The following is a 16,277-nucleotide window of genomic DNA, read 5'->3' as shown; positions in this document are numbered from 1 at the left end:
AGAATTTCGGGCGGTCATCACCTCACCGTGTTGCCACCATTTCGCGCGTGGAGGTCCCCCTCGACCCGGATACCGCGAAGCGGTTGGCGGCCACTATCGATCAGCTCGCGCAGCATGTGTTCGAGGTCGGGTTGTGCCTGCACTGGGTGCTCGATGCCGCGAGCGGCGATGACACCGAGGCGCTCGCCGCGACCACCGAGAACGTCGTGAGCGTGCTCGAAAATCTGGACCTGCTCATCGACGACGCCGCCCGCGTCGCCTTGACACTGCCCGTGGCACTCGCCGCGGACACGGCGAATGCCGCAACCTCTGGATGAGAATGGGAGATTCACCGATGCTCCGCAAGAAGGATTTGGATCCGATAGGCATGTTCAAAGCCGCGGCCAGCGGGCCGGACGGCCACTGTGTGGCGTTCGCGCCGCTACGTGACGGCACCGTCGCGGTGTTCAACACCCGTGACGATGACGAGGGCCCGGCACTGCGATTCACGCCGGCCGAGTGGGACGCCTTCGTCGAAGGCGTCCGCACCGGCCGGTTCATCGCTTTGTGACGGTGTCCTACTCGGCGCTGTGCGCGCCACCGGTGGCCGGGGTGCGGCCGTGGCGCTGAGCACCGCCAGGACCAGCGCGACCAGAGTGGTGCCCAGCACGACCCAGAAACTCTCGGTGTAGGCGCGATCGGCGAACACCGCCGGGATCGCCTGGTCGACATGGTGACCCAGCACATCGATGTGCGCGACGACGGGGTTGGCGTTCTGCAGGGCCGAGACCACGGCCAGGCAGACCGCGGTGCCGATATTCATTGTCACGCCGAGCATTCCGGTGCTGATGCCCTGCTGTTCGGCCGGTACCGCGTCCACGACGAGGTTGGCCGCGGCCGCGTAGAAGAAGCCGAATCCGACCCCGGCCAGCACGTACAGGCCCGCGTAGGTGGCCCAGCTGTAGGGCAGGAGGGCGAAGCCCAGGCCGGAGAGCACCAGCGATGAACTGGGTCGCGACGGCGAACGCCTGCAGCCCGCGGCCGATCAGGAACAGCGGCCAGTTGCTGGTGAGCGCGTCGATGAGCGCTCCGGAGATGAACAGCACCGGGCAGGTCACGAACAGGCGTTTCTTGCCCCAGATGTCGCTCATCTTGCCCAGCAGCGGTGTCGCGGCGGCGCCGACCAGGCCGATCAGGATGACCACCCAGTTGATGTTGCCGCCGACATCTCGGAGCGTGCCGGTCATCTTCTGCAGCGCCGTGGCGATCATCGTGTACTGCATCGGGACGACCTCGGTCGCCAGCACGACGACGAGTACCCGCAGGCGCGAGGCGTGGTCGAGGCGGCCGGTATCGGGGACGGTGGCGATATCGTCCGGAGATGGGGCAGTGGGCATAGTCGACTCCACGGGATCGATGAGAGGGCGTGGCATCGGCCTCGGCGGCGGTATCGGACGGTGCGATCGATGGTCACTCGCGACGGATCTCGAGCGGCCGAGCCGAAGCAGTGAGTCCGAAGTAGCTGCGAGTGTGGTGGCCGCGCTGCCGGCGCCGGGATGGTTTTCCGCTGAGCGGGAGAAGCCCGGATGCGATGCGCCGCCGGGACTTTGATGTGTGTCGGCCGGGCCCGATGGGCTTGTGCGCCGCGGCCGGACATCCGGACCGAGCGGCTCGATACCCGTTTCCCCTTCGTGCAAGGACGCACCATGAACCGTCTGATCGCTCCCCGAATAATGCTCGCCGCCGCCGTCATCGCCGCGGTGCCCCTGTCCGGCTGCTCCAGTTCGACTCACAGTTCCGCCCCGGTCACCACGACGACCACTGCGGCCCCCGCCGCGCCCACCGCCGCCGCGACGAATTCGAACGACTCGGCGGTTAAGGAGATCACTCACGCCTTCGTCGCCTTCTTCGACGGCAAGACACCCCCCGACCAGAAAGTCGGTCTGCTGGAGAACGGTTCGACCTTCGCCCCCGCGATCGCCGCGCAGGCGAAGAGCCCGATGGGCGCCGCCTCGACGGCGTCGGTGTCGGCGGTGAAGGTCGCCGATCCCGCGCATGCGGCGGTCACCTACTCGATCCTGATGAACGGGAGCCCGGCGCTGCCGAATCAGAACGGCGCCGCCGTGGACGTCGGCGGCCAGTGGAAGGTCGCCGCGGCGACGTACTGCGGCCTGTTGAAGATGCAGGGCGGTGCGCCGGCCGGTTGCTGATCGGTCCCGGTCCGAGGAATCGGAGGCCGACCTCGATCGCCGGTTTCTACTGAGTGGGACATCGGGCCGCCGGGCCCTTGCGATCAATAGCATGGGCCCTGCGTGCGGCGCCTGGCGACAGCCCGCTGATGAAGGTCAGATCCTTGGTAGCCCAAGGGATTTCGTGATGTGTCCGAACGTGCCCACGGCGGGTCGCCGTGGCGCGTGCGGGCGTGGAGGAAGGCATCGAACTTGGTGAACGAATTAACGGGCAAGGTCGCCATCGTGACCGGCGGCGCCGCCGGAATCGGCGAGGCGATCGTCGAACGATTCGCGGCCGAGGACGCCCGGGTCGTCGTCGCCGACCGCGATGCCGAGCGCGGAAAGGCGCTGGCGGACGGATACGGCCCGGGCGTCGTGTTCGTGGAGACCGACGTCGCGGACCCCGGACAGATGACCGCCCTGGTGACTGCCGCGGTGGACCTGTTCGGCGGACTGCACATCATGGTCAACAACGCCGGTGTCTCCGGTGCGATGCATCCCGGATTCCTCGAGGACGACCTCGCGGATTTCCATCAGGTGCTGGGCGTGAATCTGCTGGGTGTCATGGTCGGCACCCGGGAGGCGGCGCGGCATATGGTGTCCGGCGGCGGTGGCTCGATCGTCAATGTGTCCTCCATCGGCGGCATTCAGGCCGGCGCCGGGGTGATGACGTATCGCGCGTCCAAGGCGGCGGTCATCCACTTCACGAAATCGGCCGCCATGGAATTCGCCGACCGCGATATCCGGATCAATTGCATTGCGCCCGGGAATATTCCGACGTCGCTGCTCGAGAAGGCGGTGGCGAGCATGAGTCCGGAGGAATCCGAGCGGTTCATCGCGGCGACGCGCGACATCATGCGGGATACCAAACCGCTGCGGCGGGACGGGCAATCGCGCGATGTGGCGGAGGCCGCGCTGTACTTCGGCAGCGATCGATCGGCGTATGTGACAGGAACGGTGCTGCCGGTGGATGGCGGGACCACCGCGGGCATGAAGTCCCGTATCGGGAAGGAATGACGAAAGCCCATGGCCGAGAAGACGATCGACACCGAGACCACCGTGCCGCGCTATCCGCTGGAGCGGGCGGTGGGCTGCCCGTTCGCCCCGCCGCCCGCGGTGCTGGACATGGCCGAGGCGGGTCCGCTCGCCAGGGTGAAGCTCTGGGATGACAGCACGCCGTGGCTGGTCACCAAATACGCCGAAGCCCGTGCACTGTACTACGACTCGCGGGTCAGCGTGGACGACCGCCTGGACGGATTCCCGCACTGGAACGAGGGCATGCAGGCCATGTCGCACACCCGTCCGGCGTCGGTGTTCAACCGGGACGCCGAGGAGCACGCCCGGCACCGCCGGATGATGACGAAACCCTTCGCGTTCAAGCGGGTCGAGGCGCTGCGCCCGGCGATCCAGAAGATCACCGACGAGCATATCGACGCCATTCTCGCGGGCCCCAAACCGGCGGATATCGTCGCGGCGCTGGCACTGCCGGTGCCGTCGCTGGTCATCAGCGAAATGCTCGGCGTGCCCTACGCCGATCACGAGTTCTTCCAGCACCACAGCGATGTCGGTCTCGGTCGCAATACCACCGCCGAACAGTCCCAGGCGAACGTCGTCGGCATGATGCAGTATCTGGCCGATCTGGTGGACAAGAAGATCGAGCATCCCGCCGAGGACGCGATCTCCGATCTGGCCGAACACGTTTCGGCCGGTGAAATCGACAAGTGGGAGGCCGCGATGACGGCCGTCGGCCTGCTCATCGCGGGCCACGAGACCACGGCCAACATGATCGGCCTGGGCACCCTGGCGCTGCTGGAGAATCCCGAGCAACTGGCGGTCATGCGGGATACCGAGGACCCGAAGGTCCTGGCGAACGCGGTCGAGGAGTTGCTGCGCTACCTCAGCATCATCCACACCGGGCAGCGGCGAGTGGCGCTGGCGGACATCGAGGTCGGCGGCGAGGTGATCCACGCCGGCGACGGCATCATCATCGATCTGGCGCCCGCGAACTGGGACTCCGACGTCTTCTCCGACCCGGACCGTCTGGACACCGACCGGGCGAATGCCAACCAGCACATGGCATTCGGCCACGGGCGGCACCAGTGCGTGGGCCAGCAGCTGGCCCGCGCCGAACTACAGATCGTCTTTCGCACGCTGCTGCGCCGGATTCCGACGCTGCGCCTGGCGACGACGATCGATCGAATCGAATTCAAACACGACCGACTGGCATACGGAGTCTACGAACTGCCGGTCGAGTGGTGACCAAACCCGAAACGAAAGCATTAGGGAGGCAATCAATGTCAGCTCCCGCACAGCGTGCGCTGCAATATCCGGCCGAGGGATTCGGCGCACCGAAGTACCGTAGGGGCCACGCCGCCGGCGACGTGGGTCTGCCGCCGGGCACGGAGGTGTTCTCCGCGGACAATCACATCTCGCTCTCCGACGACATCTTCTACCACTATCTGCCCGAGGAGCTGAAGGATCAGGCCCCGCGGATCTGGTACGAGGAGGGCGCCTATCAGGTCGGCCACAGCGGGCAATCGTTCCTGCCCGGCGAGTTCAGCTCGGTGCTGATGCAGTACGACGATCTGGTCGGCGCCGCGAGCGGCAATCTGGAGGCCCGGATCGAGCAGCTCGCCGAGGACGGCGTGCAACGGGAGCTGGCGTTCCCGAATGCCGTGCTGGCGTTGTGTTTTCACTCGGACAAGGAAATGCGTGAACGTCTGTTCCGGATCTACAACGAGTACATGGCGGGCCTGCAGGAGCGCTCCAAGGGCCGGTTCCACGCGGCGGGCCTGATCAACTGGTGGGATCCGGCGGGTGCGCGCCGGACCCTGAGCGAGCTGAAGTCGTTCGGCCTGAAGACCTTCCTACTGCCACTCAACGGCGGTGTGGACGACGCGGGCAACCAGATCGACTACGGCAGCACGGCTATGGACCCGGTATGGGATGAGATCGAGGCGTCGGGCGTGCCCGTGACGCACCATATCGGAGAGACCGGGCTGAAGAGTCCCTGCGAGTTCAACACCATCGTGATCGGCATGATGGTCAACGTCGACTCGTTCCGTGAGATGTTCGGCCGGTACATCTTCTCCGGCATCCTCGACCGGCATCCGGGCCTTCAGGTCGGCTGGTTCGAGGGCGGAATCGCCTGGGTGCCGACGGCATTGCAGGATGCCGAGCATCTCTATGCCTCATACCGCCACATGTGCGAGCCCACGTTGAAGCACGATGTCCGCTACTACTGGGACAAGCATATGAGCGCCTCGTTCATGGTGGATCCGCTCGGGCTGCGCTTGATCGACCAGATCGGCGTGGACAAGGTCATGTGGGCCACCGACTATCCGCACAACGAGAGCACGTTCGGCTACTCGGAGAAGTCGCTGCAGCTGGTGGTCGACGCGGTGGGACCGGAGGACGCCGTCAAGATCGTCAGCGGCAACATCAAGAAGTTCCTGGGCGTCGAATGACGAATTCGGCTGCGTCAGAGAAGATCACGATACCGGACGTGCCCGATCGCGCCCGGATGCGGCGCGAGACCGGCCGGCGGTTACGGGCGGTCATGGCCGAGCAGGGCGTCGACGCGCTGATCCTGCTGGAGGACCAGTCGGTGATGTACGCGACCGGCGCGAGCTGGCCGCTGGGTGAAGCGGGCCTGTGGCACGTGGAGTCGCCGGTCGCGGTAGTCGTGGCCGGTGACGAGTGGCCGCATCTGTTCCTGCCCTTCCGGGAAGGCTCGGCCACCGAATCGGATCTCCCCGCCGATCATGTCCACGGGCCCGTATATCTCGAATTCGACGAGGGGGCAGAAGGTTTCGCGCGGATACTCGGCGATCTGGTGCCCGCCGGGGCGCGGATCGCGGTGGACCAGTTGACCGGGGCGATGCGACGGGCGCACAAGGCACTGTTTCCCGCCGCGCCGCCCACCGACGCGGCCTTGGTTCTGAGCGTGGCCAAACTCGTCAAGACCCAGGACGAGCTGGCCTGCATCCGCACCGCCTGCCGGATCACCGACGCCGCGATGGTCGACGTGCAGGCAGCGCTCGCGCCGGGCATCCGGCAGATCGACCTGTCGGCGGCGTTCGTGCGCCGCGCCTTCGAATTGGGCGCCACTGCAAGCATTCTCGACCCTATCTGGCAGGTCATGCCGGAGAGCAAGGCGTCGGGCGTGTGGACCGTGCACAGCGATCTGGCGCTGCCCCTGCTCACGACCGAGCGGGAGCTTGTGCGAGGCGATGTGCTGTGGATCGACGTCAGCATCAGCTATGGCGGCTACTGCTCCGACTTCGGACGCACCTGGGTGGTCGGCCAGGATCCCACCCCGAAGCAGCAGGCGCAGTTCACCCGCTGGCGGGAGATCCGCGACGCCGTCTTCGCGGTGACCCGTGCTGGAGCCACCTGCGCCGATCTGGCCGAGGCCGCGATCGCGGCGAACGACGGCCGCAAACCCTGGCTGCCGCACTTCTATCTGGCACACGGCATCGGCGTCGGCCCCGCCGAAATGCCCATGATCGGAACGGATCTGGGCGAGGAGTTCGACCGGAACACCGTGCTGACCCCGGGCACAACGCTCGTGGTCGAGCCGGTGGTGTGGGAGGACGGGACCGGTGGTTACCGCAGCGAGGAGATCGTCGTGATCACCGAGGAAGGTTTCATTCCCTTGACCGACTACACCTACGCCCCCTATGGCGACTGAGATCCTGGCCGACGAACGCGCTCTCCGACTCGGGCGACGAGAGCGCGTGCTGGCCGAGATGCACGCCCACGACCTCGATCTGCTCGTCCTGGGCAGACAGGCCAACATCCGCTACGTCACCGGTACGCCACAGCTGTGGACCGCCGGGACCAGGCCCTTCGGCCCGGGCTGCGTCCTGGTGCGCGAGACCGGCGCGATCCACCTGCTGAGCACCTGGGACGAGGGCGTTCCCGAGGACATTCCGCACGAGCACCTCTACGGCATCATGTGGAATCCGATGAACATCCTCGAGGTGCTGGGGAAGATCGATGGCGCCGCCACCGCGCGGCGGGTGGGTACCGACGCGCTGTCTCCGCTGATGGGACAGCTGCTACCCATGGCGTTTCCGCAGGCCGAACTGGTCGATGGAGAACAGGCGATCGCCACGGCCCGGCGGATCAAGACCCCGGAAGAGATTGCTGTACTGCGTGATTCGATCCGAACGGCGGAAAATGGCCTGGCCGCAGCGGTATCCGCGCTCGAACCAGGCGCGGCCGAGAAGACGCTCTCCGGAATCATGTTGCAGACCATGGCGGCCGGAGGCGTGAGCACCCCGGCCACCCAGGACGCCGCCTGGGTCACCGCGCCCGACCACCCGTGGCGGGTGCGCGGCGACGGGCACGTGCAATCCGGTGACCTGGTGGCGTTCTCCGCGGGCGTGATCGCCAACGGATACATCGCCCAGGTCGGCCGGACCTGGCCCGCCGGGCCGCCGAGGGATGGTGTGGCCGATCTGTACCGGCGGTGGGATCGGCTGTGGTCCCGCCTGCTGGCCGCGTGCGTGCCGGGTAAACCGGCCGCCGGATTGCTCGACGCCTACCGCGACGCGAACGAGCCGCTGCCGGCGATGCCGGTGGCCCACGCGCTGGGCCTGGGATTCGACGCGCCGGTGGTGTCGCCGGAACTCCCGGACACCGCAGCCGCGGACCGGCTCGAGCCCGGAATGGTGCTCGCGGTCACCGGCTACGTGTGGGAGCAGGGGATCGGTGCGGTGTTCGGTCGGGAGATGGTGCTGATCACCGAGGGAGAACCCGAGGTGCTGACGTCCGCCCCGGCATGGAACGGCAATACGAATGGAGTGACCAAATGAGCGATTCGGTGCCGTCCCCCGAGGATATCATCAAGTACGAGAAGGATCCGAAGACCAAGATCGCCACGATCACTCTCGACCGGCCCGACCACCTCAACGCGCCGACCATCGCCGCGCGGATCCGGTACGCCGACCTGCTGCACCGCGCGAACGTGGACGACGAGGTCAAGGTGCTCGTGATCCGCGGCGCGGGTGACCATCTGGGCACCGGCGCCGACCTGCCGGAGTTCATGACGGCGTTCTCGGGCGAGGACCAGGGGCCCAAACTCGCCGAATACCGGATCGGCCCGGACGAGGTCACCTATCCGCCGCAGAAGTCCTTCCGGCACGGCGCGACGATCAGCTCCTGGTATGCCGCACCGCATTCCGGCATCCGCGGCCTGCAGGACTTCAAGAAGATCAGCATCCTGGAGGTGAAGGGCTACTGCTACGGGTGGCACTTCTATCAGGCCGCCGACGCGGATATGGTGATCTCCTCCGATGACGCGCTGTTCGGGCATCCGGCATTCCGCTATGTGGGCTGGGCGCCGCGGATGTGGTGGTGGGCGCAGACGATGGGGCTGCGCAAGTTCCAGGAGATGGTGTTCACCGGGCGGGCCTTCACCGCCGCGGAGATGTACGAGTGCAACTTCCTCAACAGCGTTGTCCCCCGGGACGATCTGGAGGACGAGGTGGCCAAGTACGCGCAGGCCTGTGCCGCGAACCGGCCGACCGACACCGTATTCATGCAGAAGCAGTTCTTCGAGTTCTACAAGCAGTATCAGGGCGAATATCTGGGCAGCATGATCGCCGGGCTGTTCGAGACGGTCGGCGGGTTCGCCCGGCCCGACGAGAGCGACATGATGTTCGACGAGGCGATGGGTCGCGGTATCAACAACGCGGTCAAGGACAACGACGCCAAGTTCCCGCCCGAATGGCGGCTCAGCCGGCGCGGCCGCGCGCAGGAGGATTAACTCGTGGAACCGCTCGACGGGTACCGTGTCGTCGATCTGTCCACCGGCATCGCGGGAGCCTACTGCACGAAGCTGCTCGCCGACGCCGGTGCGGAGGTCATCAAAGTCGAACCACCCGAAGGGGATTGGTTGCGACGCTGGTCGGCCTCGCACGCCGATCTCCCGCCCGGCGCGGACGGCGCGCTGTTCGGATTTCTGGCATGCTCCAAGCAGAGCGTCGTCGTCGACGCCGATGGCGAGATCGAATTCCTGGACCGGCTGCTGGCAGGGGCCGACGCCGTGGTCTGGAGTCGCGGATCGCGGGTGGCGGAGCACCCCTCGCTCGCACCGGAGGCGATCCGCGACCGGCACTCTCATCTCACCGTGGCCGCGATCACCCCGTTCGGGCTGCACGGACCCTGGAGTGACCGTCCCGCAACGGAATTCACCGTGCAGGCGTGGTCGGGCGGAATCATCGGGCTCGGTCGCGGCGCGCCCGATCGTGCCCCGGTCTCCGTCGGCGGGCAGCCGGGTGAATGGACCGCCGGGGCCTACGCGGCGGCGGGGATCCTGGCCGCGCGCTGGCGGACCCTGCGCACCGGGGTGGGCGAACTGCTCGACCTGTCCATGCTCGAGACCCAGATCCTCACGCTCACTTACTATTCCGTCACGTTCTTCGAATCGCTCGGTCGGTTGATGCGGCCGGGGCGCGGGCTCATGGTGCCGGGCGTGGCCACCGCGAAGGACGGTCTGGTGGCCGTCGGCTGCGGGACCGCCCAGCAGTGGTTCGACCTGTGCGCGATGATCGGGCACCCGGAATGGATCGACGAGAGCGCGCCCTTCTCGATCAGCGGGAAGGCGGGCTCCCTGGCCGACGAGATCTCCCCGTGGTTCGCCGATCACACCGTCGAGGAGATCCTGGGTCTGGCAACGGCATTCAGGATTCCCAACTCCCGCGTCGCGAACGGCGAGAATATCGCCGAGATGGATCACTACGCGTCACGCGGGTCGTTCGTGACCAACCCGCGCGACGGGTACACCCAGCCCGGCCCGCCTTATCGGCTGGGCTCGGAATCCGCGCCCGCGCCGCGGCCCGCGCCGCGACTGGGTGAGCACGGCGAACGGTATCGCGCCGAATCGGCCGCGCTCCGCGAGGTGAACTCGGACGAGTCTCCGGACGATCTGCCCTTCAAGGGAATCCGCGTCCTGGACATGACCGCCTTCTGGGCGGGACCGTCCTGCACCCACCTGCTCGGGATGCTGGGCGCCGAGGTGATCCACCTCGAATCCGCCGCCCGGCCGGACGGGACCAGGCTCATCGCCGGAGTTCCGCTCAGCGAGGAACAGTGGTGGGAGCGTTCGCCCATCTTCTCTAGCCTCAACACCAACAAGAAGAGCGTGACGCTGGACTTCCGGACCGAGCGCGGGCTCGAGGTGCTGCACCGGCTCATCCGCGAATGCGATGTGATCGTGGAGAACTACACCCCGCGTGTGCTGGAACATCTCGGGCTGGACTACGAGACCGTGCGCGGGCTGCGTCCCGACGTGATCATGGTCCGGATGCCCGGATTCGGGCTCGACGGCCCGTGGCGGGACAATCCGGCCTTCGCCTACATCATCGAGGACGCCTCCGGGCTCACCTGGCTGACCGGACATCCCGATCAGAATCCCGTCGAGCCGTTCGCGCTCGGCGACCCCAACGCCGGATTGCACGGGGCCACCGCGCTGCTGCTGGCGCTGGAACACCGGCGGCGCACCGGAAACGGGATGCTGGTGGAGGCGGCGATGGCGGACGCCGCGATCAATATCGCCGCCGAACAGGTCGTCGAGCACTCCGCGTACGGGAAACTGCTGGAGCGGGACGGCAATCGGGGTCCCGGGGCGGCGCCGCAGAATCTGTACCGGACCGCGGACGTCGACGAGTACGGCGGAAACGACTCGTGGGTCGCGGTGGCGGTCGCCACCGACGATCAGTGGGTGGATCTGAGAACGGCGCTCGGCAAGCCGGACTGGGCGATGCGCCCGGAACTGTCCACCGCCGACGGTCGTCGCGAGCACCACGACCTCATCGACGAACACCTCGCCACGTGGTGCGAGCCCCGCAGCGGCGACGAGATCGTCGAAATCCTCTGGGATGCCGGTGTTCCGGTGGCCAAGGTGATGCAACCCCATCGGATCGCCGAACTGCCGCAGCTGGTTTCGCGCGGCTTCTTCGAGTCCGTGGACCATCCGGTGAATTCACCGGTCCGGCACGCCACCGTGCCGTTCACCCTGGCGCACGGTTCCGGCGGGTGGCATCGGCGGCACGCGCCGCTGCTCGGCGAGCACAACCGGGAAGTGCTGGCGGGACTGGGATTTACCGACTCCGAGATCGACACGCTGGAGGCCGACGGAGTCATCGGGACCGCGCCCGCGCTGCGCGAGGCGGCGAAGGAGAAGCAGTGATGAGCGACTGGGATAAAACGACGGATTTCCTTGTAGTCGGTAGTGGAGCAGGGGTAGTGGGCGCACTGCGCGCCCGCGCCCTCGGCAAAGACGTTCTGGTGGTGGAGAAATCCGATCTCCTCGGCGGTTCGACGTGTATGTCCGGCGGGGTGATGTGGCTGCCGAACAATCCGCTCATGCAGCGCGAAGGGGTGCCGGACTCGCTCGAGGACGCACTGCGGTATTTCGACACCGTCGTCGGCGACGCGGGCCCGGCCTCCTCCAAGGACCGCCGCCTGGCCTACATCAACTCCGGTATCGAGATGGTCGGCTTCCTCGAGGGCGAGGGTCTGCGATTCCGGCGTTGCGAGGGATACAGCGACTACTACGCCGGCGTCCGGGGCTGCTCGGGTGGATCCGCGCGGGGCCGATCGATCGAGCCGGAGATCTTCGACAAGAACCAACTGGGTGAACTCGCGGACCGGATTCGCCCGGGCTTCGCCGGCGGCATGGTGATCTACACGGTCGAGGCCGCGTCGATGTCGCTGATGCGCACGCGAGCCGGTATGGCGACGATGGCCAGGGTCGGGCGGCGCACGGTCGCCGGGCGGGTCCGTCGTCGGCGCCTGGCGGCCAACGGCGCCGCGCTCATCTCACGGCTGATCGACGCGCTGTCGCGGCATCAGGTGCCCATCTGGCGCGAATCGGCGCTCACCGAATTCGTCGTCGAGGCCGGCCGGGTCGTCGGGGCCGTCATCCATCGCGATGGCCGTGATGTGCGCGTCCGAGCGCGCGACGGAATCCTGCTCGCCGCAGGAGGTTTCGCCCGCAACGAGACGATGCGCAAGGAATTCTCCGGCGAGCAGCCCGCCGGAACCGAGTGGACCTCGGCCAATCCCGGTGACACCGGCGACGCGATCCGCCTGGCGATGGAGCTGGGCGCCGCGACCGACATGCTGGACGAGGCCTGGTGGATGCCCTCGTGGATCACCCCCGACGGCACACCGGGAATGTGCCTGTCCGAGCGCTGTAAACCCGGATCGATCATCGTCGATGCTCAGGGGCAGCGGTATTTCAACGAGTCGTGTTCGTATCAGGAAGCCGGGCAGGAGATTTTCGCCCACCACCGCAAGACCGGCGTGGGAATCCCGTCCTGGCTGATCATCGATTCATACCACCGGGGTCACTATCCGTTCGGCATGGCGCCCGCGGGGATGACGCCCCGAAAATTGATCGGCAGCATGTTCAAACGCGCGAACACCCTCGATGATCTGGCGAACCAGTGCGAGATCCCGCCCGCCGCCCTGCGTGCGACGATCGATCGATTCAACACATTCGCCGCGACCGGCGCCGACGAGGACTTCCACCGCGGCGAGGGCGATCACGAACGGTTCTACGGCGATATCACCCACACCCCGAACCCCTGTCTCGGGCCCATCGCCAAACCCCCGTTCTATGCCGTCGCTCTGTACCCTGGAGACATCGGCACCAGCGGCGGCCTACTCTGCGACGAGCACTCCCGGGTGCTCACCAGTGCGGGGGAGCCGATCGAGGGCCTGTACGCCACGGGCAACTGCACCGCCTCGGTCATGGGTCGCAAATATCTGGGCGCCGGAGCGAGCATCGCGGCCTCGGCCGTATTCGGCTATGTGGCAGCGAATTCCGCTTGCACCGACTGACCACGCCCCCCAGGAGGACCTCTCATGGCACTGACACTCACTCCGGGCACCCGCGTCTACAGCGCGGTCGATTCGACCGAGCTGATCGTCGTCAAGGCCCCCGCAGATCCGATCGATCTCACCATCGGCGGCGCCCCCGCGGTCCTGTCCGCCGCGGACCGCAACGGCGCCAACGCATCCGGCAACGGTAACGGCACGGCCCTGGGCAAGCGCTACACCGACGCCGCCGCGACCATCGAATTACTCTGTACCAAGCCCGGTCCCGGCATGCCCGCCGTCGCGGACGAGGTCTTGGCGCTGAAGGAGGCCAAGGCGCTCCCCGCCTCCGACTGACAGTTACGCGTCGAGCCCGTGCTCGGCGCGTAACTTCGGCGCCTCTTTCAAAACACTCACTGATCCCCCCGCGCGATCTCCGGCTGCTACCGTCGGATAAGTTATCCGCCCCCCGATGCAAGGGAGCATGCCATGGGCATCATCACCATGATCATCATCGGTCTGATCGTCGGTGCGATCGCACGCCTTCTGGTTCCGGGCCGCCAGCGTATCGGCTGGATCGGCACCATCATCGTCGGCATCGTGGGCGGCTACGTCGGTGGCACCCTCGGCAGCGTGGTGTTCGCGCCGCACAAATTCAGCATCCACCCGCCGGTGAATCACCTGTGGCTCGGCTCGATCGTCGGCGCGGTGATCGTGCTGCTGATCGTCCAGGCGTTCCGGCGCCGGGTCTGAGTGCCGCGGGCCTTGTGCGGGGTTCGGCTGCGAACCCCGTCGAGGTCCTGTCCGGGGCGCCCGGGATCAGTATCTGACGAAACCGGTCATACGACTGACGCTTCCGGACTTCGGTATCGTCCGAACCCCTTCTCCCGGCGTTCAATTCCAGCAGGTCGCGAATCGCGGCCGGATTCCGCTGGAAGGGAACGACAATGACCGAGTACGTGACACTCGAACACGGACGGCTCGCCTGCGATGTGGTCGGGGAGGGTCCACTTGTGGTGCTCTCGCACGGCATGGGCACCATGCGCCAGGACTTCCGCCACCTTGTCGGTCCCCTGGTGGCCGCGGGCTACCGGGTGGTCAACGTGGACATGCGCGGGCACGGTGAGTCCAGCCTCGACTGGCCGTCGGTGACCGGGAAGGCCGCCATCAGCCGCACCGATGTCGCGCAGGACCTGCTGGGGGTCATCCGGTATTTCGGCGGTCCGGCGGTGATCGTCGGGCATTCACTGTCGGGCGGGTCGGCCACCATCGCGGCGGCGCAGGCCCCCGAGATGGTGACCGCGATCGTCGAAATCGCCCCCTTCACCCTCACCCAGAGCCTGTCTGCCGGATCCCTGTTCACCAACCGCCGGTATCGCCGAGGCCTGGTTCGCCTCGCCCTCACCACGATGATGAAGTCGCTGCCCTGGTGGCTGCGGTATCTGGACATCGCCTATCCGACCAAGCCCGCCGACCAGGACCGGTACCTGGCCGAGTTGGAGTCCGTTCTGCGGCGGCCCGAGCGCTGGGAGGAGTTCATGAAAACCGGGCGCACCACGCCCGCGGACGCGCATGCCCGCTTGGCGGATGTCCGCTGCCCCGCGCTGGTGATCATGGGTTCGGCGGATTCGGATTGGGCCGATCCGGAGGCGGAGGCGAAGGCGATCGTCGCGGGCCTGCCGGACGGCCTGGGCCGGGTCGTGATGATCCATGACGGCGGACATTATCCGCATGCCCAGTTCCCGGAGTATGTTGCCGCGCAGGTGATCCCGTTCCTCGAGCGGTCCATGGCGGGCGGTCGGGCCGGGCGCGCCGGCTGATGTGGCCGCCGGTACGGGCCTCCCTGTCGCCGGGGCACGCGGCGACGGGGGAGTCCGGCCGCTCGCCGGTCGTGGCGCTCACCCGTCCCGCCTGCGATGATGACGGCATGTCCGCGCCGCGTACCGTCGTCTTCGTCCTGTACGAGGGGATGCAGCTGGTCGAATTGGCCGGGCCGATGGATGTTTTCGCGTTCGCCAACGAGATGACCAGCAGACCGCTGTACCGGCTGCTGACGGCCTCGCCGGGAGGCCGGTCGATCGGAGTCGGCGGCGGTCTGACCCTCGTGGTCGAGCATTCCCTGCACGAGCTGGCCTACGGCGACGAGCGGATCGATACGCTGGTAGTCGTCGGCGGCTTCGTCTCCGGGGCGGTGTCGGCGGAGGTGGTGCGCGAGCTGCCCGCCCTGGCCCGCAAGTCCCGGCGGGTGACCTCGGTATGCGCCGGCGCGCTGTTGCTCGCTGCCGCGGGACTGCTCGACGGCTACCGGGCCACCACGCATTGGGGCTCGACCGAGCGGTTGGCCCGCGCCTATCCGCGTGTGACCGTCGAACCCGATCGCATCTACGTTCACGATCGCAACCGCTGGACCTCCGCAGGTGTCGCGGCCGGCATCGATCTCGGCCTGGCCCTGGTCGAGGACGATCTCGGCCGGGAGATGGCACAGCAGATCGCCCGCGCCTTCGTGGTCTTCGGCCGCCGGACCGGCGGTCAGGACCAATTCAGCGCCCAGCTGCGCAGCCAACCCGCCCGCACTCCGGCCATCCGCGCGGTGCAGCAGTGGCTACCCGATCACCTCGACGGCGATCTGGGGGTGTCGGCTCTGGCGCAGCGCGCCGGGATGAGCGAACGGCATTTCGCGCGTGCCTTCCGCGTCGAAACCGGAACCACCCCTGCGGCTTTCGTCGAAGATCTGCGCTTGGAGGCGGCCCGCCGCCTGCTGGAGTCCACCGAACTCACCATCACCGCGATAGCCCGTTCGGTCGGCTACCGCCACGGAGAGACTCTGCACCGGGTCTTCGTTCGCCGCCTCTCGACCACGCCGGAGCGCTATCGCCAGCATTTCGCCCCCGCCGAACGTCCGGCGGACGAGATGCCCGCGGTCGTCGGTACGACCGCGGGGCGCGTACTCGGTGACCTCGGCTAGGCGTGGATCACTGCTGGCTTTCGCCGGCCAGGTCGAGGGCCGCCCGGTAGCCGAAGACGACGCTGGAGCCGATCGGGGTGCCTGCGCCGGGGTAGGAGCCGCCGGACATGGCGGCCATGGTGTTGCCGGTGGCGTAGAGGCCCTCGATGGGGATGTTGTCGGGGCGCAGGACGCGGGCGTTGGTGTCGGTGACCAGGCCGCCCTTGGTGCCGATATCGGACAGCACGACGGTGGCGGCGTAGTAGGGCGGGGAGTCGATGGGGATCAGC

16 protein-coding genes and 2 pseudogenes are annotated in these 16,277 nt (G+C 67.4%); 15 read left to right on the top strand and 3 right to left on the bottom strand.

The genetic code is table 11. The features are described from left to right. Nucleotides 1-47 precede the first annotated feature (47 nt). Together JZ791_RS33250 and JZ791_RS46660 are read left to right on the top strand one after the other, a co-directional pair. Nucleotides 48-317, top strand: coding sequence for a hypothetical protein (locus tag JZ791_RS33250; RefSeq protein ID WP_216899984.1), 270 nt, complete (start codon nucleotides 48-50; stop codon nucleotides 315-317). Beyond that, nucleotides 314-466: pseudogene (locus JZ791_RS46660) on the top strand (hypothetical protein); the annotation flags it as partial. The gene JZ791_RS33250 and the pseudogene JZ791_RS46660, both read left to right, overlap by 4 nt. Here JZ791_RS46660 and JZ791_RS45445 read toward each other — a convergent pair. Both JZ791_RS45445 and JZ791_RS46890 read right to left on the bottom strand, forming a co-directional pair. Further along, nucleotides 422-976 (bottom strand): MFS transporter, encoded by a 555-nt coding sequence (locus tag JZ791_RS45445; protein ID WP_308163226.1) that lies wholly within the window; start codon nucleotides 974-976, stop codon nucleotides 422-424. The pseudogene JZ791_RS46660 and the gene JZ791_RS45445 sit on opposite strands and share 45 nt — an antisense overlap. 127 nt (nucleotides 977-1,103) lie before the next feature. After that, nucleotides 1,104-1,262, bottom strand: a pseudogene (locus tag JZ791_RS46890) (hypothetical protein); the annotation flags it as partial. A gap of 423 nt (nucleotides 1,263-1,685) precedes the next feature. On the opposite strand from JZ791_RS46890, the gene JZ791_RS33235 reads away from it, so the two are divergent. The 13 genes from JZ791_RS33235 to JZ791_RS33175 all read left to right on the top strand — a co-directional run bounded on the left by JZ791_RS33235 (nucleotide 1,686) and on the right by JZ791_RS33175 (nucleotide 16,008). Beyond that, a complete protein-coding gene (locus JZ791_RS33235) occupies nucleotides 1,686-2,189 on the top strand; it encodes an MTB12 C-terminal domain-containing protein (RefSeq protein ID WP_216899982.1) in 504 nt (167 codons plus the stop codon). Between the two features lie 231 nt (nucleotides 2,190-2,420). After that, nucleotides 2,421-3,227, top strand: coding sequence for an SDR family NAD(P)-dependent oxidoreductase (locus tag JZ791_RS33230; protein ID WP_216899980.1), 807 nt, complete (start codon nucleotides 2,421-2,423; stop codon nucleotides 3,225-3,227). Nucleotides 3,228-3,236: 9 nt separating this feature from the next. Beyond that, nucleotides 3,237-4,469 (top strand): cytochrome P450, encoded by a 1,233-nt coding sequence (locus JZ791_RS33225; protein WP_216899978.1) that lies wholly within the window; start codon nucleotides 3,237-3,239, stop codon nucleotides 4,467-4,469. Between the two features lie 35 nt (nucleotides 4,470-4,504). Then, entirely contained in the window at nucleotides 4,505-5,677 is a 1,173-nt protein-coding gene (locus JZ791_RS33220; protein ID WP_216899976.1) for an amidohydrolase family protein, read from the top strand. Continuing rightward, entirely contained in the window at nucleotides 5,674-6,903 is a 1,230-nt protein-coding gene (locus JZ791_RS33215; protein WP_216899974.1) for a M24 family metallopeptidase, read from the top strand. Before JZ791_RS33220 ends, JZ791_RS33215 begins: the two co-directional genes overlap by 4 nt. Then, complete coding sequence (locus JZ791_RS33210; protein WP_216899972.1) at nucleotides 6,893-8,032, top strand: M24 family metallopeptidase; 1,140 nt, start codon at nucleotides 6,893-6,895, stop codon at nucleotides 8,030-8,032. The genes JZ791_RS33215 and JZ791_RS33210 overlap by 11 nt, the downstream gene beginning before the upstream one ends. Next, a complete protein-coding gene (locus JZ791_RS33205) occupies nucleotides 8,029-8,985 on the top strand; it encodes an enoyl-CoA hydratase/isomerase family protein (RefSeq protein ID WP_216899970.1) in 957 nt (318 codons plus the stop codon). The genes JZ791_RS33210 and JZ791_RS33205 overlap by 4 nt, the downstream gene beginning before the upstream one ends. A gap of 3 nt (nucleotides 8,986-8,988) precedes the next feature. Further along, nucleotides 8,989-11,409, top strand: coding sequence for a CaiB/BaiF CoA-transferase family protein (locus JZ791_RS33200; RefSeq protein WP_216899968.1), 2,421 nt, complete (start codon nucleotides 8,989-8,991; stop codon nucleotides 11,407-11,409). Beyond that, nucleotides 11,409-13,067: an FAD-binding protein gene (locus JZ791_RS33195; RefSeq protein ID WP_216899966.1), complete on the top strand. Its 1,659-nt coding sequence runs from the start codon at nucleotides 11,409-11,411 to the stop codon at nucleotides 13,065-13,067. Before JZ791_RS33200 ends, JZ791_RS33195 begins: the two co-directional genes overlap by 1 nt. A gap of 24 nt (nucleotides 13,068-13,091) precedes the next feature. Then, nucleotides 13,092-13,400 (top strand): hypothetical protein, encoded by a 309-nt coding sequence (locus JZ791_RS33190; protein ID WP_216899964.1) that lies wholly within the window; start codon nucleotides 13,092-13,094, stop codon nucleotides 13,398-13,400. A 132-nt stretch (nucleotides 13,401-13,532) separates the two neighbouring features. After that, the gene (locus tag JZ791_RS33185) at nucleotides 13,533-13,796 is read left to right on the top strand and encodes a GlsB/YeaQ/YmgE family stress response membrane protein (RefSeq protein WP_216899962.1); all 264 of its coding nucleotides are present in this window, start codon (nucleotides 13,533-13,535) and stop codon (nucleotides 13,794-13,796) included. A 194-nt stretch (nucleotides 13,797-13,990) separates the two neighbouring features. Then, complete coding sequence (locus tag JZ791_RS33180; RefSeq protein WP_216899960.1) at nucleotides 13,991-14,863, top strand: alpha/beta fold hydrolase; 873 nt, start codon at nucleotides 13,991-13,993, stop codon at nucleotides 14,861-14,863. A gap of 107 nt (nucleotides 14,864-14,970) precedes the next feature. Then, a complete protein-coding gene (locus tag JZ791_RS33175) occupies nucleotides 14,971-16,008 on the top strand; it encodes a GlxA family transcriptional regulator (protein WP_216899958.1) in 1,038 nt (345 codons plus the stop codon). 7 nt (nucleotides 16,009-16,015) lie between these two features. Here the strand turns inward: JZ791_RS33175 and JZ791_RS33170 are convergent. Further along, nucleotides 16,016-16,277, bottom strand: a 262-nt coding sequence (locus JZ791_RS33170) for an FAD-binding protein (protein ID WP_216899955.1), incomplete at its 5' end; no start/stop codon positions are given.

The organism is Nocardia alni (assembly GCF_019038435.1).
GTDB lineage: Bacteria > Actinomycetota > Actinomycetes > Mycobacteriales > Mycobacteriaceae > Nocardia > Nocardia alni.
This window is presented reverse-complemented; position numbering and strand designations above follow the sequence as displayed.